At 71.6% G+C, this 22,002-nt stretch carries 20 protein-coding genes and 1 tRNA gene; 14 read left to right on the forward strand and 7 right to left on the reverse strand.

The window, feature by feature from the left end; translation table 11 throughout:
- The first annotated feature begins 16 nt into the window (after window positions 1–16).
- The 4 genes from J4H92_RS02835 to J4H92_RS02850 all read left to right on the forward strand — a co-directional run bounded on the left by J4H92_RS02835 (window position 17) and on the right by J4H92_RS02850 (window position 6,326).
- Complete coding sequence (locus J4H92_RS02835; RefSeq protein ID WP_208095693.1) at window positions 17–685, forward strand: DUF6891 domain-containing protein; 669 nt, start codon at window positions 17–19, stop codon at window positions 683–685.
- A 99-nt stretch (window positions 686–784) separates the two neighbouring features.
- A complete protein-coding gene (locus J4H92_RS02840) occupies window positions 785–3,532 on the forward strand; it encodes a DEAD/DEAH box helicase (RefSeq protein WP_208095694.1) in 2,748 nt (915 codons plus the stop codon).
- 9 nt (window positions 3,533–3,541) lie between these two features.
- Entirely contained in the window at window positions 3,542–4,873 is a 1,332-nt protein-coding gene (wecB, locus tag J4H92_RS02845) for a non-hydrolyzing UDP-N-acetylglucosamine 2-epimerase (protein WP_208095695.1), read from the forward strand.
- 1 nt (window position 4,874) lies between these two features.
- Entirely contained in the window at window positions 4,875–6,326 is a 1,452-nt protein-coding gene (locus J4H92_RS02850; RefSeq protein ID WP_208095698.1) for a glycosyltransferase, read from the forward strand.
- A gap of 3 nt (window positions 6,327–6,329) precedes the next feature.
- Here the strand turns inward: J4H92_RS02850 and J4H92_RS02855 are convergent, their stop codons facing one another.
- On the reverse strand, window positions 6,330–6,761 hold the full coding sequence (locus J4H92_RS02855; protein WP_243751923.1) for a GntR family transcriptional regulator: 432 nt from the start codon (window positions 6,759–6,761) through the stop codon (window positions 6,330–6,332).
- An 83-nt stretch (window positions 6,762–6,844) separates the two neighbouring features.
- Between J4H92_RS02855 and J4H92_RS02860 the strand changes: the two genes are divergently transcribed.
- The 3 genes from J4H92_RS02860 (at window position 6,845) to J4H92_RS02870 (ending at window position 10,822) form a co-directional block, all read left to right on the forward strand.
- Entirely contained in the window at window positions 6,845–7,921 is a 1,077-nt protein-coding gene (locus J4H92_RS02860; RefSeq protein WP_208095700.1) for a Ppx/GppA phosphatase family protein, read from the forward strand.
- A gap of 23 nt (window positions 7,922–7,944) precedes the next feature.
- A complete protein-coding gene (locus tag J4H92_RS15605; protein ID WP_208095703.1) occupies window positions 7,945–9,990 on the forward strand; it encodes a TPM domain-containing protein in 2,046 nt (681 codons plus the stop codon).
- A gap of 94 nt (window positions 9,991–10,084) precedes the next feature.
- A complete protein-coding gene (locus J4H92_RS02870) occupies window positions 10,085–10,822 on the forward strand; it encodes a PspA/IM30 family protein (RefSeq protein WP_208095707.1) in 738 nt (245 codons plus the stop codon).
- A 104-nt stretch (window positions 10,823–10,926) separates the two neighbouring features.
- On the opposite strand, the gene J4H92_RS02875 is transcribed toward J4H92_RS02870, so the two are convergent.
- Window positions 10,927–11,493 carry a TetR/AcrR family transcriptional regulator gene (locus J4H92_RS02875; RefSeq protein WP_208095710.1) on the reverse strand — a complete coding sequence of 189 codons (567 nt, stop codon included), beginning with the start codon at window positions 11,491–11,493 and terminating at the stop codon, window positions 10,927–10,929.
- A 132-nt stretch (window positions 11,494–11,625) separates the two neighbouring features.
- On the opposite strand from J4H92_RS02875, the gene J4H92_RS02880 reads away from it, so the two are divergent.
- The 3 genes from J4H92_RS02880 to J4H92_RS02890 all read left to right on the forward strand — a co-directional run bounded on the left by J4H92_RS02880 (window position 11,626) and on the right by J4H92_RS02890 (window position 13,250).
- Entirely contained in the window at window positions 11,626–12,396 is a 771-nt protein-coding gene (locus tag J4H92_RS02880; protein ID WP_208095713.1) for an SDR family NAD(P)-dependent oxidoreductase, read from the forward strand.
- A gap of 147 nt (window positions 12,397–12,543) precedes the next feature.
- Window positions 12,544–12,993, forward strand: a complete 450-nt coding sequence (locus J4H92_RS02885; RefSeq protein ID WP_208095716.1) for a hypothetical protein — start codon at window positions 12,544–12,546, stop codon at window positions 12,991–12,993.
- 182 nt (window positions 12,994–13,175) lie between these two features.
- Window positions 13,176–13,250, forward strand: a tRNA-Gln gene (locus J4H92_RS02890).
- A gap of 110 nt (window positions 13,251–13,360) precedes the next feature.
- Here J4H92_RS02890 and J4H92_RS02895 read toward each other — a convergent pair.
- The 4 genes from J4H92_RS02895 to J4H92_RS02910 form a co-directional block, all read right to left on the reverse strand.
- Window positions 13,361–13,861, reverse strand: coding sequence for a ClbS/DfsB family four-helix bundle protein (locus tag J4H92_RS02895; RefSeq protein ID WP_208095719.1), 501 nt, complete (start codon window positions 13,859–13,861; stop codon window positions 13,361–13,363).
- 125 nt (window positions 13,862–13,986) lie between these two features.
- Window positions 13,987–14,811 carry an SDR family NAD(P)-dependent oxidoreductase gene (locus tag J4H92_RS02900; protein ID WP_208095722.1) on the reverse strand — a complete coding sequence of 275 codons (825 nt, stop codon included), beginning with the start codon at window positions 14,809–14,811 and terminating at the stop codon, window positions 13,987–13,989.
- Window positions 14,780–15,772: an SDR family NAD(P)-dependent oxidoreductase gene (locus J4H92_RS02905; RefSeq protein ID WP_341782977.1), complete on the reverse strand. Its 993-nt coding sequence runs from the start codon at window positions 15,770–15,772 to the stop codon at window positions 14,780–14,782. Before J4H92_RS02905 ends, J4H92_RS02900 begins: the two co-directional genes overlap by 32 nt.
- Window positions 15,769–16,398, reverse strand: a complete 630-nt coding sequence (locus J4H92_RS02910; protein WP_208095725.1) for a TetR/AcrR family transcriptional regulator C-terminal ligand-binding domain-containing protein — start codon at window positions 16,396–16,398, stop codon at window positions 15,769–15,771. Before J4H92_RS02910 ends, J4H92_RS02905 begins: the two co-directional genes overlap by 4 nt.
- A 156-nt stretch (window positions 16,399–16,554) precedes the next feature.
- Between J4H92_RS02910 and J4H92_RS02915 the strand changes: the two genes are divergently transcribed.
- The 4 genes from J4H92_RS02915 (at window position 16,555) to J4H92_RS02930 (ending at window position 20,941) form a co-directional block, all read left to right on the forward strand.
- Window positions 16,555–17,766 (forward strand): MFS transporter, encoded by a 1,212-nt coding sequence (locus J4H92_RS02915; protein WP_208095727.1) that lies wholly within the window; start codon window positions 16,555–16,557, stop codon window positions 17,764–17,766.
- Entirely contained in the window at window positions 17,766–18,455 is a 690-nt protein-coding gene (locus tag J4H92_RS02920) for a MerR family transcriptional regulator (RefSeq protein WP_208095730.1), read from the forward strand. The genes J4H92_RS02915 and J4H92_RS02920 overlap by 1 nt, the downstream gene beginning before the upstream one ends.
- Before the next feature lie 84 nt (window positions 18,456–18,539).
- Window positions 18,540–19,682 carry a YihY/virulence factor BrkB family protein gene (locus J4H92_RS02925; protein ID WP_208095733.1) on the forward strand — a complete coding sequence of 381 codons (1,143 nt, stop codon included), beginning with the start codon at window positions 18,540–18,542 and terminating at the stop codon, window positions 19,680–19,682.
- Window positions 19,679–20,941 carry a wax ester/triacylglycerol synthase domain-containing protein gene (locus tag J4H92_RS02930; protein ID WP_208095736.1) on the forward strand — a complete coding sequence of 421 codons (1,263 nt, stop codon included), beginning with the start codon at window positions 19,679–19,681 and terminating at the stop codon, window positions 20,939–20,941. Before J4H92_RS02925 ends, J4H92_RS02930 begins: the two co-directional genes overlap by 4 nt.
- Here J4H92_RS02930 and J4H92_RS02935 read toward each other — a convergent pair.
- Window positions 20,913–21,953, reverse strand: a complete 1,041-nt coding sequence (locus J4H92_RS02935) for a DUF4031 domain-containing protein (RefSeq protein ID WP_208095737.1) — start codon at window positions 21,951–21,953, stop codon at window positions 20,913–20,915. The genes J4H92_RS02930 and J4H92_RS02935 overlap by 29 nt on opposite strands.
- Window positions 21,954–22,002 lie beyond the last annotated feature (49 nt).

A 22,002-nucleotide genomic window follows, 5' to 3' on the forward strand; every position in this document is an offset into this window, starting at 1 on the left:
ATGGGAGCATTGGGGCATGAGCACAGACTGGTACGCCGCGCCGGAGAGCTACGAGATCCCCGCATCGTGGGGCCTGGAGGACGAGGACCGGGAGATCCTCCGCGATTCCGCCTGGTCGCTGATCCTGAAGGGCGAGAACGACCCGGCCGAGTTCGTCGCCCTCTTCGAGGACGAGCTGGCCGAGGCCGGGGTGGCCGAGGAGCGCGCGCTCGCGTTCTTCGCCTCCGCGATCGAGTTGCGCCGACGGCAGCAGGACGAGCTGGGCGGACCGCCGGAGTCGCGCCTCTCCCGTGCCTTCGCCGAACTCGCGGAGATCGGCGTGCTCGGGCGCGAGGACTTCACCTGCTGCGGCACCTGCGGCTCCGCGGAGATCTGGGACGAGCGGGACGACTCGCGGGTCTGGCGGGGCTACCTCTACTACCACACCCAGGACGCCGAGCGGATCCCGGAGGATCGCAGCACCTACGTCGGCTACGGGGCCTTCCTCGACGCGCATCTCCCGGAGGACGAGTGGAACGCGCTGAACGAGGAGCAGCAGGACGAGCGCTACGAGCGGATCGTCACGGGGCTGATGGTCGACGAGGTGTTCCCCGTGCTCGAACGGCACGGCATCGAGGTGAGCTGGAACCGCGATCTCGGCACGCGGATCCTGCTGTCGAACGTCGATCTCTTCGTCGCCGTGTAGCGATCCGGTCGCGCCTCCAGTGCTGGCCCCCGCCCCCTGGGCTTGTCGAGGGGGACGGCACTCGGGCGTCACGGGGCTGCTCGCGGGTAGGCTGGGGGTATGAGCCTGGCGCACGTACTCGACGCGGCGGGCGCTGCCGGCGGATCCTCCGAGCCCGATGAGCTCTTCGCGCGCTTCGAGCAGTGGGCCGCGGAGGATCGCGGGCTCAGCCTCTACCCGGCGCAGGAGGAGGCCCTGCTCGGCCTCGCCCTCGGCTCGAACGTGATCCTCGCCACGCCCACGGGATCCGGGAAGTCGCTCGTGGCGCTGGGCGCGCACTTCTTCGCGCTCGCCGAAGGAAGGCGGACCGTCTACACCGCGCCCATCAAGGCGCTGGTCAGCGAGAAGTTCTTCGAGCTGGTCGCGGCGTTCGGTGCGGAGCGGGTCGGCATGATCACGGGCGACTCCTCGATCAACTCCGACGCGCCGATCATCTGCTGCACGGCCGAGATCCTCGCCAATCTCGCGCTGCGCGACGCCGCGGCGGGCGGCATCACCCAGGTGGTGATGGACGAGTTCCACTTCTACGCCGAGCCGGACCGGGGCTGGGCGTGGCAGGTGCCCCTGCTGCTCATGCCGGACGCGCAGTTCCTGCTCATGTCGGCGACGCTCGGCGACGTGAGCGAGCTCGCGGCCGACCTCTCGCGCCGCACCGGCCGGGGCACGGAGCTGGTGACCGGCGCGCAGCGCCCCGTGCCGCTGCATTTCGCCTACGAGGTGCGCGCCGTGCACGAGGTCGTGGAGCTGCTGCTGGCCGAGGGCGGCACCCCCGCCTACCTGGTGCACTTCAACCAGTCGCACGCCGTCGAGCAGGCGCAGGCGCTCGCGAGCATCAAGCTGGTGGATCGCGCCCGGCGCGACGAGATCGCGGAGGCGATCGGCGCGTTCCGCTTCAGCACCGGCTTCGGCACGACCCTGTCGCGGCTCGTCCGCTCGGGGATCGGCGTGCACCACGCCGGCATGCTGCCCCGCTACCGGCTGCTCGTCGAGCAGCTCGCGCAGCGCGGGCTGCTGCGCGCGATCTGCGGCACCGACACGCTGGGCGTGGGCATCAACGTGCCGATCCGCACCGTCGTGATCACCGCCCTCGCCAAGTTCGACGGGGAGCGGATGCGGCGGCTGTCGGCCCGCGAGTTCCACCAGATCGCGGGTCGGGCGGGGCGCGCCGGCTACGACACCGAGGGCGACGTGATCGCGCTGGCGCCCGAGCACGAGGTGGAGAACGCGCGCGCGGCCGCGAAGGCGGCGGCGCGAGCGGAGTCGGGGCGCGCCGGTGGCAAGAAGGCCAAGCCGGTCAGGAAGAAGGCTCCGCCGCAGGGCTTCGTCGGCTGGAACGAGCAGACGCTCGAGCGGCTCACCGTCGCCGAGCCCGAGCCGCTCGTGAGCCGCATGCGCATCACCCACGCGATGGTCCTGGGAGTGATCGGGCGCTCGTCTCCCGATCCGACGGGCGTCGCCGGGCGGAGCGCCGCGGCCGGCCAGCGGGCGAGCGAGGTGCTGCGGGTCATGCGCGCGCTGATCTTCGACAGCCATGAGCCGCCGGCGGCCCAGTTCGCCCACGCCCGCACGGCGCTCGCGATCTTCCGCACGCTGCGCGACGGCGGCGTCGTCGAGATCGTCGATCCCGACCGCAGCGAGGACGACTGGGGCGGGGGTCGCTGGTCAGGGGGCGTGTGGAGCGACGACGGCGTGATCGTCGACGATGGCGAGGGCGGCGCGGCGAGCCCCGATCCCATTCTGCGCCTCACGGTCGAGCTGCAGCATGACTTCGCCCTCAACCAGCCGCTCTCGCCCTTCGCGCTCGCCGCGATCGAGCTCTTCGACCCGGAATCCGAGAGCTACGCCCTCGACGTGATCTCGGTGATCGAGGCGACGCTCGAGGATCCGCGCTCCCTCCTGCGGGCGCAGGAGCACCGGGCGCGCGGCGAGGCGATCGCCGCCATGAAGGCGGAGGGCATCGAGTACGACGAGCGCATGGAACTGCTCGAGGAGGTCACGCACCCGCAGCCCCTCGCCGAGCTGCTGGGCGAGGCGTTCGAGGCCTACCTGCGCGAGGTGCCGTGGGCGCGGGACTTCGAGCTGAGGCCGAAGTCGGTGGTGCGCGACATGGTGGAGCGCGCCTTCGGCTTCCGCGACCTGGTGTCGTTCTATCAGCTCGGTCGCGCCGAGGGGACGGTGCTGCGCTATCTCAGCGACGCCTATCGCGCGATCTCGCGCACCGTGCCGGAGCAGGCGAAGACCCCGGAACTCGAAGAGCTGATCGAGTGGCTCGGAGAGCTCGTGCGCCAGGTCGATTCGAGCCTCCTCGACGAGTGGGCGGCGCTCGCGCATCCGGAGCGGCTGATCGTCGACGCTGACGATGCCGCGCCCTCGGATCCCGGTGCCGATCTCGCGCCGCCGACCCGTTCGGTGCTCGTCAACGAGCGGGCCTTCACCGTGATGGTCCGCAACGCCGTGTTCCGGCGGGTGCGGGCGGCGGCGTTCGAGCACCTCGACGAGCTCGCCGAGCTCGACGGCGCGCACGGCTTCGGAGCGGAGCGCTGGCGCGAGGCGCTGGACGCCTACTTCGCCGAGTACGACGCGATCGGCACGGGGCCCGAGGCCCGCTCTGCGGCGCTGCTCGAGATCGACCGTTCCGCGGCGGGCTCGGGAGCCGGTGCGGCGGAGTGGCGCTTCCGCCAGGTGCTGGACGATCCGGAGGGGGACCGGGACTGGGCCATCGAGGGAGCCGTCGAGCTGGCGGCCTCCGAGGCGTCGGGGGAGCCGGTGGTGCGCGTCGAGCGGGTCGGGCCGTTCGGGCGGGAGTGAGGGATCGAGATGACGCAGCAGAACACGGGAACACCTCGGGCCGAGCGCGCCGTCGGGAGCGCCGAGCGCGAGGAGCCGCGCCGCGTGCTCGTGGTCATCGGCACCCGCCCCGAGGCGATCAAGATGATCCCCGTGATCCGCGCACTCCAGGAGTCCGGCAGATTCCGCCCGGTCGTCGTCAGCACGGGGCAGCACGCGGCGATGCTCGAACAGCTCATCCAGCGCTCGCACCTGCGGCTCGACGCGAACCTGCGGGCGGGCGAGCACCGCGACGGCCTCGCCCCCTCGCTGAACGAGATGGTGGCGCGCGTCATCACCGGCATCGACCGGATCTGGCGGGAGAACGCGGTGCCCGCCGACCTCAGCGCCGACGGGACGCGGCGGCCGAAGGGCGCCCTCGCCTGCCTCGTGCACGGCGACACCAGCTCCGCAGCGGCCGCGGCGCTCGCCGCCTTCAATCTGCAGATCCCGGTCGTGCACGTCGAGGCCGGGCTGCGCACCTCCAACCTCCTCGAGCCGTTCCCCGAGGAGGGGAACCGGCAGCTGATCTCGCGCGTCGCCGCCCTGCACTTCGCGCCGACGACGAGGAACAAGACGAATCTCGTGCGGGAGGGCATCGACTTCGACCGGATCGTGGTGACGGGCAACACGGCCATCGACATGCTGCACTGGGCGATCGGGCAGCCGTCGGGCTACGGGGAGGGGCTCGAATGCCTCGAGGGCTTCGAACCCGGCCCGGGACGGCGCATCGTGCTCGTCACCGCCCACCGGAGGGAGAACTGGGGCGCGGGGATCGACGGCATCGCCGAGGCGGTGCGGCGGCTGAGCGAGCGCTACCCGGAATCGCAGTTCGTCGTGCCGCTGCACCCCAATCCCGTCGCGAGGCGCCCGATGCGGGCGGCGCTCACGGGGCAGGGCAACGTGCGGCTGGTGGAGCCGCGGGACTACTTCGAGTTCGTGCACCTCATCGCCGCCTCGGCCCTGATCATCACCGACTCCGGCGGCCTGCAGGAGGAGGCGCCGGCGGTCGGGGTGCCGGTGCTCGTCACCCGTGAGACCACCGAGCGGCAGGAGGGGGTGCTCGCCGGATCCCTCACCCTCGTCGGGACCGATCCCGGCCGGATCGTGTCCGAGGCGGTCCGGATCCTCGACCGCGCGCCCGGGGCGCCCGAGGATGCGCCGCGCAACCCCTACGGCGACGGGCGCGCCGCCGAGCGGATCGTGCGCTCGCTCGATCACGTGCTGCTCGACGGCGCGGCACCGGAGCAGTACGACGGCGATCAGCTGCGCTCCGCGGTGCGGAGATTCATGGGGGACCGCGGGTTCGAGGAGCGCGGCTGACATGCCCGCCCTGCTGATCGGACTGATCGGACTGATCGGATTCGCCGGTCGTCCCGGGGCGCTCGGCACGAGCGGCGGGTTCGCGCAGTGGTGGCGCGAGACGGGGGACTTCCTGTTCGACCTCTACGGCGGACTGCCGTGGTGGGCGGTTCCGCTGTTCTGGGTCGCGCTCGTCATCATCCTGGTCTCGACGGTCTCGCTGCTCGCCCTGACGGTCTCGGCGCAGCTGCAGCTCGCGCGTACCGCCCGCGCCCGCAGGCGGTACGGCGACCCGGCCGAGAGCGAGGCGGACTATCTTTGGGTGTTCATGGTGCCGGCGCTCAACGAGGAGGTGACGATCGCCGACTCGGTGGGGCGCCTGAGCGAGGTGCGGGCGACGCACAAGCGGATCCTCGTCGTGAACGACGGCTCCGACGATCGGACGGGGCAGATCCTCGCGTCGCTCGACGTGCCGGAGCTGACGGTGCTCACGCGGACGGCCCCCGAGGCCAGGCAGGGGAAGTCGGAGGCGCTCAACGACGCCTGGCGCTACCTGCACCGGGAGGTGCTCGGCGCGGGGGTCTACGGCGGCTGGGATCCGCGGCGGGTGATCGTGACGATCGTCGACGCCGACGGCCGTCTCGACGCGCGTGCGGCCCGCGTCTCGCGGCTCTTCGACGATCCACGGGTGGGCGGGGTGCAGGCGCTCGTCCGGATCTACAACCGCCGCTCCTTCCTCACCTGGGCGCAGGACATCGAGTTCGGGGTCTTCGGCCACCTCTTCCAGATGGGACGCATGAGCTGGGGCACCGCGAACATGGGCGGCAACGGGCAGTTCAACCGCCTCGCCGCGCTCGACGAGGTCGCGGTCGAGAACCGGCGAGGGCAGCGGGGTCCCTGGCGCGAGGGCCGGCTCACCGAGGATCAGGACATCGGCCTCAGGATGATCGAGCGCGGCTGGCGCGGCGCCCAGTCGACCACGGTGACCGTGCATCAGCAGGGGCTCAACTCGTTGCGCGCGCTCTACCGGCAGCGCACCCGGTGGTCGCAGGGCGGCTGGCAGATGCTCGATCTGAGCTGGCGGATGCTGAGGAACCCCTCCGTCGGGATCGCGGGGCGCTGGGATCAGTTCTGGTACCTGCTGAACCCGCTCGTGCAGGCCTGGATGGGGCTGACCGTGCTGCTCACGGTGGTGTTCGTCGCGACGCAGACCACCCGGGTGCAGCCGAGCGTGCTCTTCCTGCTCGTGCTGTACCTCTTCGCCGTGTTCCCCGTCGTCTGGTCGGTCGTCTTCGCCCGTCGCCGCTTCACGCCGCTGAAGCTGATCGCCGATGTGCTGCTCGCGCACCTCTACGTCTTCTACTCGTGGCTGATCTATCCGGTCGTCTACCGCGCGCTGCTGCGGCAGCTGATGGGATTGCAGCGCTGGGCCAAGACGGAGCGCGAGGCGATCGAGGGCGATCCGCCGGACTGAACCTCAGCCGCGCCCCGGGCGGGCCGCCACGGCCTCGGTGAGCAGCCGGATCGCCTCGTCGCGATCGACGCCGAGCTCGGCCAGCGCCGCCGCGGTCTCCAGGGCGATCCGCCGCGCCTCCGCCGCCACGGGATCGTCTCCCAGACTCACGAACGTGCCGGCCCGTCCCCGTCCCTCGATCACCCCGGCCCGCTCCAGAGCACGGTAGGCTCCGGCGACGGTGTTGGCCGCGATGCCGAGCCGAGCTGCGAGCCCGCGGACGGTGGGCAGGCGCTGCCCCGGGGTCAGCGTTCCGTCGCCCACCCCGGCGAGCACCGCGTCGCGCAGCTGGGCGGAGGGCGGAACGGCGCTCTCGCGATCCACGGCGAAGGCGAGGCCGTCCGAGTGCGGGGCGCCGTCGGTCCGCTCGGTGTCTCTCATCTCGCCGTCGCTCATCCCCTCAGCCTACTGCCGCGTCCGGTCGCGGCGGTCGCTGAACGGTCGCCGCGCTCGCAGGGGAGCACCGTAGAATCTGAGGCATGCGCCTCGGAGTGATCGACGTCGGGTCCAACACCGTCCACCTGCTGGTGGTCGACGCGCACCCCGGGGCGAGCCCGGTGCCCTATCACTCGCAGCGCTCGGTGCTGCGGCTCATGCGCTACCTCGACGACGACGGCGCGATCGTCGAGGAGGGGCAGCGGCGCATCGTCGAAGCCATCCGGGAGGCGCTGAGCACCGTCGCCGAGATCGGCGTGGACGATCTGATCGCCACCGCCACCTCGGCCATCCGCGAGGCCGCCAACGGCGAGGCCGTGCTGGCCCGCATCGCGCGCGAGACCGGCACCGAGCTGCAGGTGCTCTCGGGCGAGGACGAGGCGAGGATCACGATGCTCGCCGTGCGGCGCTGGCTCGGATGGTCGGCCGGCGAGATCCTGCTCTTCGACATCGGCGGCGGCTCCTTCGAGATCGCGCAGGGCGCCGACGAGTACCCCGACGTGTCGCTGTCGCTGCCGCTCGGCGCGGGGCGCACGACGATGCGCTTCCTGCGGGAGGATCCGCCGCCGCGGGGCGCCGTCTCTGCGCTGCGCGCGCACGCGCGGGAGGCCTTCACCGAGGCCCGCGACGCGTTCTTCTCGGATCGGCCGCGGCCCACGCGGGTGGTCGGCACGTCGAAGACCATCCGCTCCCTGGGGCGGCTCGTCGGCGGCCCCTCGGATCCGGTGACCGGCGAACTCGCCCCCCTGCACTACACGGGCCTGCGGGAGTGGGAGCCGACGCTGCGCGAGATGCCGGGCACCGTCCGCGAATACCTGCCGGGCATCACGCCCGAGCGCGGCTATCAGATCCTCGCCGGGGCGATCGTGCTCCGCACGGCGATGAAGGTGTTCGGCGTCGAGACGCTGACGGTCTCGCCCTGGGCGCTGCGGGAGGGGATCGTGCTGCGCTACATCGACGCGCTCGACGGCTCGGGGGCGGATCCGACCGCGCCGGTGCCGCCGCAGCTGGCGAGCCAGCAGGTGCCGGGCCGGGTCGCGCCGGAGGAGGCCTCGGAATCCGCCGCGCCCGAGCCGCGCGGCAAGCGGAAGCGCGAGCGCGCGAGGGCGTCGGCGCGATGAGCGGAGCGGAAGGCGGGCGGAGGATGAGCGCAGGAGCGCGCGCGAGGGGCGCTGTGGGGAGGATCGCCCTGGCCATCGGGCTCGCCGCCGGTGTGTTCGGGGGAGGCCTCCTCGGGGTCGGCGCCGCGTCCGCGACGCCGCCCGTGCCGCTCGACTCCGGAGCGGTGACCGACTTCGCCGGGGTGCTCACCGAGGCCGAGCTCGAGCGCGCCGACGAGCGCCTCGACGAGACCTACCGCGAGACCGGGGTCGACCTGTTCGTCGTCTTCGTCGACGAGTTCACCGACCCCTCGGACAGCAACGACTGGACGAATGACACGGCCGACCTGAACGGCCTGGGCGCCTCGCAGTATCTGCTCGGCGTCTCCACCGAGGGGCGCCAGTACTACATCTCCGGGCTCGACGGCGGCGACCTCTCCGACGACTTCCTCGGGCAGATCGAGGAGGAGATCCGTCCCGAGCTGCGCGGCGAGGACTGGATCGGCGCCATCGAGACCGCCGCGGCCCTGATCGAGGAGGGCGAGTCCGGCGGCGGCTCGGAGTCCGGCGAGGGCTCCTTCGCGGCGGACGCGATGACGGGCATCGGCGTGTTCCTGCTGATCGCGCTCGGGATCGCGGCCGTGATCGTGCTCATCGTCGTGATCGTGAAGCGGCGCAAGCGGGGAGCCGAGCGCCGCTTGCGGGAGCAGAGCCTCGCCGAGCTCGAACGCGACGCGGGCGTGGCCCTCGTACGCGCGGACGACGCGCTCAAGACCAGCGCCGAGGAGCTGGAGTTCGCCCGGGCGCAGTTCGGCGACGAGTCGGTGACGGAGTTCGCCGAGACCATCGCCGCGGCCGGGGCCGGCCTGGAGCAGGCCTTCGCGCTCAAGCAGCAGCTCGACGACGAGATCCCCGACACCGAGGAGCAGCGGCGGGAGTGGAATCTGCAGATCGCCGAGCTGTGCGCTCAGGCCGAGGCTCGGCTCGACGAGAAGGCCGCGGCCTTCGACGAGCTGCGCAAGCTGGAGCAGAACGCGCCCGCGGCGCTCGCCGCGCTCGAGTCCGCGCGAGCGCGCGCGGGGGGTGCCGAGGCGCTCGCCCAGAAGCTGCACTCGCTGCGAGCCGGGTACGCGGAGGAGGCGCTGGCGACGGTGGCAGAGACCCCGGCCCTCGTCGCCGCGCGGCTCGCCTTCACCGACCAGGAGATCGCGCGGGCGCGCCAGTCCGTCGACGCGGGCGCCTCCGCTGCGGCGGCGGTGAGCATCCGGGCCGCCGAGCAGTCGCTCGCCCAGGCGGAGGCGCTGGCGCAGGCGCTCACCGCCCACGAGGCCGAGCTGCAGGCGGCCGGCGAGCGGGCCAACGCCCTGATCGCCGAACTGCGGAACGACATCGCCACCGCTCGGGGGCTGCCGGATCCGCAGGGGGCTGTGGCGGCGGCCGTCCAGGCCACCGAGCGGCGGATCGGCGAGGCCCGAGGCGATCTGGAGGGCGATCGGCGCCACCCGGAGCGCGCCGAGCGAGCCCTGGAGGACGCCAACGCGCACATCGACGGCGTGGTCGAGCAGGCGAGCGGGCTGGCCCGGGCTCAGCAACTGCTCGACGCCCAGCTCGCCCAGGCGCGGGATCGGATCCTGCAGACCGACAACTACATCGCCTCGCGGCGCGGCGCGATCGGCGCCACCGCGCGCACCAGGATCGCCGAGGCGCAGCAGGCGCTGGCGCGGGCGGAGGCGGCGCGCGCGCAGCAGGACGTGACGACGGCGCAGGGCGAGGTGCAGCGGGCGGTGCAGCTCGCGGCGGCCGCGCTGCAGGCGGCGGAGAACGACGTGAACGGCTTCTCTCCGCCCCAGGGCGGGTACCCCCGCGGTGCGGCGGGCGGCTCCGGGTCGTCGGGCGGGGGAGACGTCCTCGCCGCGGTGCTCGGAGGGATCCTGCTCGGCGGGATGGGCGGCGGCGGTGGCTCGCGCGGTTCGCGATCCTCCCGCGGCGGATTCGGTGGCGGTGGCGGCGGGCGTCGCTCCGGCGGCTTCTCCGCGGGCAGCTTCGGCGGATCCGGCACTCGCAGCCGTCGCGGCGGAGGCCGATTCTGATGCCGTCTCTGCTCATGAGATGCTCCCGCCCCGCGGTGCGCCGGGCCCCATCTGTGACCTGCTCGTTCTCACCCACCTCCTGAAAGGAACCCCCATGTCCAAGCAATCAATCTTCGGGCGCATCTCGAGCCTCGTCCGGGCGAACATCAACTCGCTGCTCGACTCCGCCGAGGATCCCGAGAAGATGATCGATCAGCTCGTGCGCGACTACACGAACAGCATCGTCGACGCCGAGGCGGCCATCGCCGAGACCGTCGGCAACCTGCGACTGCTCGAACGCGACCATGCCGAGGACGTGCGGGCGGCCGGCGAGTGGGGCGCCAAGGCGCTCGCAGCGAGCAACAAGGCCGAGGAGTACCGCGCGGCGGGCAACGCCGCGGAGGCCGACAAGTTCGACAACCTCGCCAAGGTCGCGCTGCAGCGGCAGATCTCCGCCGAGAACGAGGCCAAGCAGGCCGAGCCGACCATCGCCTCGCAGAACGAGGTCGTCGAGAAGCTGAAGTCCGGCCTGAACGGCATGAAGACGAAGCTCGACCAGTTGAAGGCGAAGCGCGCCGAGCTGGTGGCCCGCGCGAAGACCGCGGAGGCGCAGAACCGCGTGGCGGACGCGGTGAAGTCGATCGACGTGCTCGATCCGACCAGCGACCTCGGACGCTTCGAGGACAAGATCCGCCGCCAGGAGGCGCTGGCGCAGGGCAAGGAGGAGCTCGCAGCCTCGTCGCTCGACGCCCAGTTCAACGAACTCGAGGATCTCGGCGAGCTGACCGAGGTCGAGCTGCGCCTCGCGGCGCTGAAGAGCGGTTCGGGAACGGCCCCCGCGATCGAGCAGTAGTCGCCGTCCGGCGCCGTCGACCCGTGACGTCGGCGGCGCCGAGGCGCGATCCTCCGGGACCCGTGAATACGCCGGCCCGGCGCCTCCTGGTGCCGGGCCGTTGCTCATGCGCCGAGCGTCACCCACTCGGGGACGCTGAGGAAGAGCGCGGCCGCGAGCCGGTCGGGGTCGCGCCCGGGTTCGAGCAGCCAGGCCTCGAGCGCACCCACGATGCCGTGGCCGATGAAGCGCGCCACCAGGGGAGCCTCTCCGCGATGCCTGCCCGAGCGTCTCAGGACGAGTGTCACGCCGCGCTCGAAGTGATCGCTCAGCAGGCGCTCCAGGGCGGGGGACATGTGATCCGAGGGGGTGCGGATCCCCGCGCCGTAGATCTCCGCGCGCCGGAGCAGATGGGCGGCGAGCTCGTGGTCGCCCTGCAGCCAGCTCTCCCGGAGATCCCGGCCCTGCTCCAGTCGTCTCTCGAAGGCGTTCGCCACGGTCTCGAGTTCCGAGCCCAGCAGTGCGGTGACGAGTGCGGCCGGGTCTCGGTAGTGATTGTAGAACGTGCGGCGCGTGACGCCCGCCGCGTCTGCGAGCTCGCTCACGCCGATCTGCTCGACCGGTCGTTCGGCGGCGAGCCGCAGCGCCGTCTCCCGGAGGGAGTCGGCCGTGCGCGTGAAGCGAGGATCCATCCAGGCATCGTATCCGTGCGCGCCGACGGGCGCTCGCGTCTATTTCTCGCATGTGAAACAATTGCGGTGCGGCCCGAGGCCACATCCCGGCGCCGGGGCGCGGATCCATCCCTACGAGGAAAGAAGGAAACGATGACATTCCCGGTTCTGGCAGACAAGGTGGCGATCGTCACCGGTGCCGCGATGGGCATGGGCTATGAGACGGCGAAGCTGTTCGCCGAGGCCGGCGCGAAGGTGGTCGTGGCGGACTTCAACGACGAGCTCGGCGAGAAGGTCGCGCAGGAGATCCGCGAGGCCGGCGGCGAAGCGCGCTTCGTGCATGTCGACGTGTCGGACGGCGAGCAGGTGCAGGCGCTCGTCGCCGCCGCGGTCGAGACCTACGGGCGACTCGACGTGGCCGTGAACAATGCCGCGCTGAAGCCCGACAACGCACCCGTCGCCGAGTTCGACGAGGCCTACTGGGACCGGCTGCTCGCGGTGGACCTCAAGGGCACCGCGCTGTGCCTGAAGTACGAGATCCGGCAGCTGCTCGCTCAGGGCGGCGGGGGATCCATCATCAACATCTCCTCCGTCAGCGGATTCCGCCCGCAGCCCAACAACATCGCCTACGTCGCGGCGAAGCACGGCGTCGTCGGCATGACCAAGGTGGCGGCGCTCGAATACGGGGCGCAGAACATCCGGGTCAACTCGGTCGCGCCCGGCGCGATCGACACGCCCATGCTGCGCGAGGCGCTCGAGGAGACCGGGATCGACCCGGAGGCATTCGCGCCCCAGCTGAGCCTGCTGAACCGCTTCGGGCAGGGGCGCGAGATCGCGCAGGCGAGCCTGTGGCTCGCGAGCGATCAGTCGTCGTACCTCACCGGCACCACGATCCATGCCGACGCGGGGTACACCGCCCGCTGATCGCGGTCGCGGGCGTACCGAGGGGCGGGGACCGGGCGCGGCGATCCCGCCCCTCACCGTTCGGCCCTCCTCGCCGACGCCTTCGACTTGTCCACAGATCGATGCTTCCGGGGCAGCCCCGAGGCGCGTTCCGGCCATTCTGGGTGAATGAACTCACCGCACCCCGCCCAGGACCGAGCGCGAACCCTGGCACACGATGCCGAGCTGCGCGAGCAACTCGCGCTGCTGCTCGGCCAGGCCGATCGGCGTCAGATCTGGACCCTCTACCTGAGCCGGGAGCACCGGATCCTCGACCCGGTCATGCCGATGGGCGATCATCCGCCGGTGCCCCAGCACCTGTGCCGCACCGCCGATCTGGGCATCGTGCCGTTCTCGTGCGTGCTCGTCGAGCGGGTCGATAGGGTCCGCGAGGCGGTGGGCGCGAGCTCGCTCGTGTTCGTCTGGGAGCGGCCGGGGCCGCCGAAGCCGAGCGGCACGGACCTGAGCTGGGCTCGGGAGGTCGTGGCGGAGGGGGAGCGCCGTGAGCTGCGGATCCGGGCGCAGTTCCTGCTGCACAGCGGAGGCGTGCGGCAGCTCCTGCCCGCGGAGTGGTCCTAGCCGCAGTTCCTCGACGCGCCGCTCGTGCCGCTGACGCGCGATCCGATGCTCACGGGAGTGCCGGGTCTCGCAACCCGGTGATGAGCCGCTCCCGGCATGTCCCTCGTTTTGGGGTGCCCGTCGACATAGGGTAGACTCGTCGCTTGGTACTCCGACCGGTTCGCCGGGAACGGGGCCATCTTTGGGATATGGTGTAATTGGCAACACTACGGTTTCTGGTACCGTCATTCTAGGTTCGAGTCCTGGTATCCCAGCCATCCGATCGTCACGCGAAACCGCCTCCGCGAGGGGCGTCGTGAACCGGGCTGCGCACCCCGGGAACGGCTCGTGCGGTGACGGTATCGGGTCTGGGCGGCGCCCGGTATCGTCAGCCTCGAAGCCAGGCCCGAATCCTCTTCCGTGCGTTCGCGTACGGCGATGAGGTGTTGAAAGAGATCATCCTCCCCAGCGTCCACTTCCCGTACCATGCCGCACCGTACAGTTCCTCGTCGCTGGAGCCTTCTATCAGGGCGACGATGCGCTCCTTCACGTCGACCAGTCGACGGCGGAGGTCTTCCCAGGAGGCATCGGCTCGGTCGGCGTAATAGCGTCGAGCGAGCTTCCCGAGTTCGTTCCACGTGACGCCTTCAGCCGGGAACTCGTCCTCGAGACCGTTCCTGCGGCGCTCGTGCCAGATGAGCACCTGCTCATTCCAGCCGATGAGGTAGGCCACCAGATCGGCTGGGCTCATCAGCGTGTCCTTCGCGTGCCCCGGAAGCACCGTATCGCGCGCCATCTGCGGCGGTACGCGATCCAGGTCCTGGTCGAGCCGGTCGAAACTCGTCCGTATCGCCGAGAGGAGTTCGTCCTTGGAGGCGGGAACGGCCATAGGATGATCTCCCCCGCCCGAGAGGCGCTTCGGTTGTTCGCTGTTCTCATTCTCTCACGGGCGGAGGTGTTCGCGAACCCCTCAGCTCCGCCGCCGCGATCCCGGCGCGCGCTCGAGGCTCGGCGTCACCAGTGGACGCCGAGCAGGTCGGCGCTGCGCTGCCAGTGCTCGCGCACGATGTGAGGATCGTAGGCCTGCCGGTTGGTGCGCCCGATCCGTCGCGGCGCCACGTAGTAGTCCCCCGATCGCCACGCATCTCCCGGTTCGCCGTCGATGAAGTACCGGAGCCGTCGGCCGCCCCGTTCGGGCGAGATGAGGAAGCGTTTCAGCGCGCCGTGATAGATCCGCCGGAAGCAGCTGTCGGTGTCGGATGCGAAGTTGGTGGCCACATTGCCCGGGTGCAGCGCGACCGACGAGAGTCCGCGCGCGTGGAAGCGATCGTGCAGACCCCTGGTGAACAGGATGTTCGCCAGCTTCGCGTCGCCGTAGGCCTTGGTGGGGGTGAAGCCCCGCCAGTTGTTGAGGTCGTCGAGATCGATGTCGCCGAACAGCCGAGCTCCGATGCTGGCGGTGTTCACGACCGCCGCCCGGCTGTCGAGCAGCTTGTCGAGCAGCAGATTCGTGAGCAGATACGGCGCGAGGTGGTTGACCTGGAACGTCTGCTCGAAGCCGTCCCCGGTCGCCGTCGGCCCCGAGAACATGCCGCCCGCGTTGTTGGCCAGCACGTCGATCCGGTCGCAACTCTCGTCGAGTGCCGCTGCGAGGCGCCGTACGTCATCGAGTCTCGTGAAATCGGCCAGGTGGTGCTCCGAGTCGGTGGCTTCGGCCACCGCTCGCGTCTTCTCGGGGGAGCGTCCGACGAGGATCAGCCGAGCGCCGGTGTCGGCGAGTTGCCGCGCGGCCGCCGCGCCGATCCCGTCACTCGCCCCCGTGATGACGATGGTGCGCATCGATATCTCCTTTCGCGGTCTTCGGGAGGAAGTCTGCGGTGAGCGCTTCAACGGCTTCCCAGGTCTCACGTTCGCGCTGAGGATCGTATGACGCCGTCGAGGAGGGCGCGATCCTGCTGCGGTCGATGTATCCGCCCCTCGGCGCTTCCAGCGCCCCGAGTGCCGCGTCAGCGAGGAATCGCCCGGCATCGCCCACCGACGCGGCCAACGGTGTCACCGTCAGCAGCGGCATGACCCGGCGCATCGCGAATCGGGAGCAGGCATCGGCGTCACGGGCCAGAGCGGTGCCCGGCACGAATCCGGGGTTGTAACCGGCGATCCTCCACGTCGCCGGGAGGCGGCGCGCATACTCGTGGACGAGGTAGATCGCCGCGAGTTTGCTGGTCGAGTACGCGATGCGCCCCGCCGTCGTGCCCGCGGGTTTGGGAAATGCGCCGACGCGCGCGAGCGTTCCGACGGGCTGCCACCTCGGGCCGGGCACCATGCCGAGGTTGTGCCGAAGATCTCCGAAGTGGGTATCGCTGACGGTGATCACCAGACTCGCGTGCGCGTGCAGATGATCCTGGAGTCTTCGCACCAGCACATGATTGGCGAGAACGTTCACCGCGAACGTCGATTCGAAGCCGTCGATCGTCTCAGTGAGCGCATTCGTGTGCTGCACCCCGGCGTTGCACACCAGCGTGTGAATCGGAGGCAGGTCGCCGGAGCGTGCACGGGCGACCACTTCATCCGTCGCGTCGGCCACGCTCTGCAATGAGGACAGTTCGGTATGGATCGTCGAGACGGTGCCGTCGATTGCCGCGAACTCCTCCAGGAGCTCGTGCGGGGCGGTACGGCTCAACAGGACGAGGTGGGATCGAGGCTGCTCGGTGAGTATGCGCCTGGCCGCGACGCGACCGATACCTCGACTCGCCCCGGTCATCACGATGGTGCGCTCCGCGCCGCTCGCGGCTCTGCTCACCGATCTGCTCCGTCGCGCTGCCGGGCCGCGGAGCCGGCGACGGCCCGCACGAGCAGCGCCACATCGCCCTCGGTGAGGATCTCGCCGTCACGGTCGGATCCTGCGAAGGCCACTCGGGTGAGCACCGAACCGACCACGATATGCGCGGCGGAGGCGGCGTCCGCCTCGACGCGCTCGCCCCGCGCCCGCGCACGTTCGAGGATCGCGGCCAGATGCTCACGCGTCGGATCGAAGATGCTCGTGCGCACGATCGACGCCAGTTCGGGATCGTGCGCGGACTCTCCGAGCAGGGCGAGCAGGGTCGCTCCGATCCGGCCCGAGAGCACGCGTCGCTTGTGCGCGAACAGTTCCCGCAGATCCTCTTCGGTCGCCCCGGTGTCGATGTCCGCCGTCTCCGACTCGGCGATCTGCTCCGCCGCAGCGAGCAGAAGATCGCGTTTCGACGGCCATCGCCGGTACAGCGTCGCGGTCGAAACCCGGGCACGCCTGGCAACCGCGGCAGTGGTCAGGCGGGCGTATCCCTCATCGGCGAGCAGGGAGAGCACCGCCTCCATGATCGCGGGGGTCAGCCCGGTATCGAGCGGTCGACCGCGTGACCCGGGGCTCGTCCTTTCGCTCGGACCCACAACCGCCTCCCGGCCTCAGTAAATACGAAACGATTTCATTTCCTAATTTAGTATCGAGCTGAGTGTTGCGCAAGGGCTGGCAGCCGGGCATTCCTGCGAGCCCATGCGCCGATACCGGCTTGACTCTGACGCGACGTCAGCGTTTTTACTGGCCGTATGGCACGCATCGCACTCTTCTACCTCGCCTCATTCGGAACCTCGCTGCTGGGCAACTCGATCACCGCGATCGCTCTGCCGCTGCTGGTGCTGTTCACCACCGGCAGCCCGCTCGGAGCCTCGGCGGTGGCCATCGCCGCAGCGGTCCCCTCCGCCGTGGCCGGGCTGCTGATGGGCTCGCTGATGGACCGGATCAATCGCCGCACGGTGGCGATCCTCTCGGATGTCATCTCGGCCGTCGCGCTGCTCATCCTGCCGATCGTCGACCTCACCGTCGGCTTGAATCTCGGCTGGTTCATCGCCGTTGCCGTGCTGAACTCCTTCGGAGACGTGCCCGGGATCACCGCCCGCGAGGCGATGCTGCCGGCCGTCGCCAGATCGGCGGGCATGGACCCGTCGAGGCTGATCGGGCTCAGAGAATCGCTGGCCGGCGTATCCCTGCTGGCCGGCCCCGCCGTCGCCGGGATCCTCGTGGCCGCACTGGAGCCGGTGACGGTGCTGTGGATCACCTCGGGAACGGCGGCGCTGGCCGCGGTGCTCACGCTCGGCGTGCCGCCGCGTGCCTCGGCGCTCCCCGATGAGCCGGCGAGGGAACGCAGCTCAGGATCGTCCGGGTCCGTGTTCCACGGCCTGGTGATCATCTTCCGCTCGCCGCTGCTGAGACTGATGGTGCTCCTGGGGCTGGCCCTGGCGCTCGTGCTCGCCGCGACGCAGGGCATGGTGATCCCCGTCCACTTCGCGTTCCGGGGAGAGGCCGGGTTCGTCGGCTTCGTTCTCAGCTCGCTCGCCGCGGGGCTCCTGCTCGGCGGCGGGCTCTTCGCCGCGCTGGGCGGCAGGATCCCGCGCCGCACCTGGTTCTTCGTCGGCGTCATCGTCGTCGCGTCGGGGTTCGTCGTCATCGCCGTGCTGGGTCCGCTGTGGACGGTCTTCGCCGGCGCCGCGATCGTGGGCCTCGGCGGCGGCTGCATGAACGCCGTGGTCGGATTGACCTTCGTCGAGAACGTCGACGACTCCGAGCGAGGCAGGGTGCTGGGCGCGCAGAACGCCCTGCTGACGCTGGTGCCCGCGGCGGGCATCGGCGGCGCGGCGCTGCTGATCGAGCTGGGCAGTCTACGGCTGGCGATGGTCGGCGTCACGGTACTGTGGGTCGCAGCGGCCGCGGCGGCGCTGCTCAGTCCGCGAATCCGACGACTCGGGCGGGAGGGATCCTGATGCGCATCGCAGAACTCGCCGAGCTGGCCGGTGTGACGGTTCGGACGATCCGCTATTACCATCAGGTCGGGGCGCTCCCCGAACCGCCGCGGCGCTCCAACGGGTATCGGGACTACAACGCGGATCACCTGGTGACTCTGCTGAGAATCGCCCAGCTCACCGGGTCGGGCCTGTCCCTGGCGCACGCCGGGGCGCTGGCCGCCGAATCGAGCGGATCGAGCGACGAGGTGCTCGACGAGATCGATCGCGCCCTGGAGACGCGGATCGCCGCGCTGACCGAACAGCGCACGCGACTGGCGCAGGCTCGAGCCGGTGGTCATCTGGGGCTCTCGCGGGTCGCCGCAGCGCTCAGCTTCAGCGCCTCGGACCTCCCCGTCGCGGTGCTGTTCGCCCACCTCTACCGCGACCAGCCGACGGTGGAGGCGTTCGCCGACGCGCTGCTCGAGCCGGAGTCGCGCGCCGCTCTGGCCTCGATCCAGCGGCGCTTCGAGGCGGTCGACGAGACCACGCCGGACGGCGAGCTCGAGGGCCTCGCGGCCGAGATGCGATCGATCGTGTCGGAGCTCGGAGGGGGTGCCTTGGCCGCCGAGTTGCCGCCGTTGGCGCCCGAGCGATCGCAGCTGCTGCTCGCGCTCGCCGAACGCGAGCTCAACGACCGGCAGAAGGAGTTCCTGCGCCGTCGGCTCTGAGAGCGGCACGTCGTTCCTCTAGCGCCTCCACCACCGGATCGGCAAGCCCGATGCGAGACGCCTGATCCTGGATAGGGTGAGATCATGAGCGGTGCAGAAGCGGGCGAGACCGAGTTCGGCGCGGATGAGGATCCTGGCCGGGCGCGGGAGCCGGGGAACGCGGGCACAGGCGAACCGGGACAGCCGGGCGGGATCGCCGGTCTCGTGCGCTCGGTCGTGGCCTTCGCGCTGCGACGGCGGCTGGTGCGCGCCTACCTGCTCTACTCGGAGCATCGCGGGCCCGGACTGGCCGACAGCATCACCTACCGCGCCCTCTTCAGCGTCTTCGCGGCGCTGCTGCTCGGCTTCTCGCTCGCGGCCCTCTGGCTCGGCGGCAACCCTGAGGCCATGCGCACCCTCACCGAGACGCTCGACCGGGTCATCCCCGGCCTCACGGAGATCGTCGACCCGAGCCGCATCGACGCCCCCGCGAGCTTCACCGTCGTCGGCGCCATCTCGCTGATCGGCCTGCTCGGCGCCGCCATCAGCGCGATCGCCAGCCTCCGCATCGCCATCCGGGTCCTCGCCGACGAACTCCACGACGACGGCTTCTTCCTCTGGGTGCTGCTGCGCAATCTGCTGGTCGCCATCGGCTTCGGCGGACTCCTCGCGGTCGCGGCGGTGCTCAGCGTGCTCGGCTCCCAGGGCCTCGGCACCGTCGCCTCGTGGACCGGCGCGTCGCTGTCCGGCGGAGTGCTGGAGGTGCTCACCCGGATCGTCGGGGTGCTCATCGTGTTCGCGGTCGACACGATCGCCCTCGCGATGGTGTTCCGGCTGCTCTCCGGGGTCTCGGCCCCCGCCCGAGCGCTCTGGGGCGGCGCGGCACTCGGCGGCGTCGGGCTGACGGTGCTCCAGGAGCTCTCGGGGCTGTTCGTGCGCGGAGCGGCCTCGAATCCGCTGCTCGCGTCCTTCGCCGCGCTCATCGCCCTGCTGCTGTGGTTCAACCTCTCGGCCCAGGTGATCCTGCTGGCGAGCAGTTACACCATCGTGGCGACCGCGGAATCCCACGATCGGGTGCGCGAGCGCTACGGCGCCAGCACCCTCGCCCAGCATCGGCGGCGGCGTGCGGAGGATCTCGTCCACGCCGCCACGCGCGAGCTGCGGGCCGCCCAGGAGGCGGAACGGGCCGAGCGCGAGGCCGCGGACACGGGACGTTCCGAGGCGAGCGACTCACGGCGCTCGCAGTGAATGCAACGCGCGCCGGCGAGCGTCTCAGCGGCGCCGACGAGGTCAACCTGCTGCTCGACCGCGGCGACAGCGTCTACGTGGTGACGGTTGCGGGAGCCCTGGGCCGTGGCGGCTTCGTCGGCCACGGAGCGACCGGCCGGGACGGCATCGACCTCGACGGACTCCGCGCGGGACTGGCGGCGCGCGTCGCCGCCGTGCCGCGCCTCAGCGCGACGGTGCGGGGGTCGTGGGGGCGGCACCGCTTCGAGCCCGGCGCCGTGGACCTCGCCGAGCACGTGCGCCTCGCGGAGCCCGTCGACGGGCGCGCCGGCTTCGAGCGCCTCTGCGCGCGGCTCGCGACGACGCGTCTGCGGGCGGATGGTCCCCTGTGGGAGCTGCTCCTCGTGCCCGGCCTGCGGTCGGAGGGCCCGGTCGGCTGGGTGTTCCGCATTCACCACACCCTCGCCGACGGCACGAACGTCGCACGGATCCTCGACGGGCTGTTCGACCCGGTGCCTCCGGGGGAGGATCCTCCGCAGCGGCCGCGCCGCACGGGATCCACGCCGGCCGGCTACTGGTCCGGTCTGCTCCGCGCCCTCGGGGAACGGATGCCGCGCACCGTCCTGCTCGGGCGCCTCGGCCTCGGGCGTGGGATCCGGGTGTTCTCGGTCGACCTGGCGGCCGTCGCCGAGCGCGCTCGATCCCGGGGCGCCACCGTCAACGACCTCGTGCTCGCCGCAGCCGGGGCGGGTGCCCGGAGCGCGTTCCTCGCGGCGGGCGAGGACGTGCCGGAAGCGCTGCCGGTGTCGGTGCCCGTCGTGCTGCCGGCGAACGCGTCGGTCGCGAATCAGGTGTCGGCGGTCGTCGTGCGGATCCCGCTGCGCGAGGCGCCGTTGGACGAACTCCTGCCCGCCGTGGCGGGGATCTCGCGCGAGGCGGTCGCCCGCACGCGGGCCCAGGGCCTGCCGTGGTTCGCCGGCACGCGGCTGGGCGGCCTGGTGATGCGCTGGTTCGTCGCGCGCCAGAGGATGACCGCCCTGCTGACGACCAACGTCCGCGGCCCGGCGCGGACGCGGACGCTCTGCGGCGCACCCGTGGAGGCGGTCTGGGCGCTTCCCGTGCTCGGCGGGAACGTGCGGACGGGCGTCGCCGTCGTGTCCTACGCGGGGACGCTGACGTGCTGCGTGCTCTGGAGCGATCGGCTGGGCGACGCCGGCGCGGCGTTCGCCGCGGGGATGCGGGCGGCGCTGCTCACCGCAGAGGATCGCCGCCGGAGCTGAGCAGCTCCGCGACCTCGCGCTCGACGTTCGCGCGGGCGCGTTCCTCCCAGAGCCGCTGCGCCGCGTCGCTGCGGTAGATCATCGGCCGCTCCAGGTAGCCGCGGAGGATGCCCGCGCGCCCGGCGGCGAAATCCGCGGCCGGGACGTGCGCGTACTCTGCGCGCACCGCCCTCGCGTACTGGTCGTAGCGGGGCGCGGGCGACGCGAAGATCGCGAGATCCGCGTCGAGCAGGTGGGCGAGCGCCGGGTCGGGATCCGCGATCGACCGGGCCGGCGTCGTCTCGACGATCAGCGAGCCCACCAGCCTGATCGTGCCCGGTTCGAGGTCGAAAGCGCTGAGCGCGCCGGTCGCGATCCGCGCCGATTCGACCTCGTCGGTGTCAGCCGCCAGGCGGGCCTGCGGCCCGGCGGAGTCGGTTGCCGAGCGGCCCTCCGGCCCGGTGCCGCCGCGGCCCGCGTACACGGCGTCGTGGAACCAGGCCGCGAGCAGCGTCGCGGGGGAGAGGCGCTCGCCGCGGATCGCGAGGTGGTCGAGTGCGAGCAGCACGTCCTCAAGGTGCCGCTCGTCGTGGTAGCGGCGGTGCGGCTCGTTCCAGCGCGCGAGCAGATCGTCGCCGAGGCGCTGCCAGTCGTCGGCCTGCCGCCGCCGGTGGCGGTCGCGGTGCGCTGCGCCACCGACGCCGATCAGTGCGCCGAGGCCCGTCCACTCGGCGCGCAGATACTGCCGGCGCCGCACCGGCCGCACCGCGTCGCGCTCCTTCTGCCGCACGCGCAGACCGGCGTCGCGCAGGCGGTGCACGATGTCCTTCGGCCCCACCGGGCGGGCGCCGAGCGCGACGGCGCGCTCGTACAGTCGCGCCGGCACGTCGTAGTGGTCGAGATCGAAGCTGCGCCGGGGCAGCGGCAGGCGCCCGGCGAAGACGTGCAGCTCGTCGTAGTCGCGGTCCGAGACGAGGTGGCTCCAGAGGGTGCCGCCGGTGGGCCAGCCGGGCGGGTCGATGAGGATCGCCATCGCATCAGCGTAGCGCGGCGCTCGCTTCGGCCCGGGATTCGATCCGGCA

Source organism: Leucobacter weissii (genome assembly GCF_017565745.1).
Taxonomy (GTDB): Bacteria; Actinomycetota; Actinomycetes; order Actinomycetales; family Microbacteriaceae; genus Leucobacter; species Leucobacter weissii.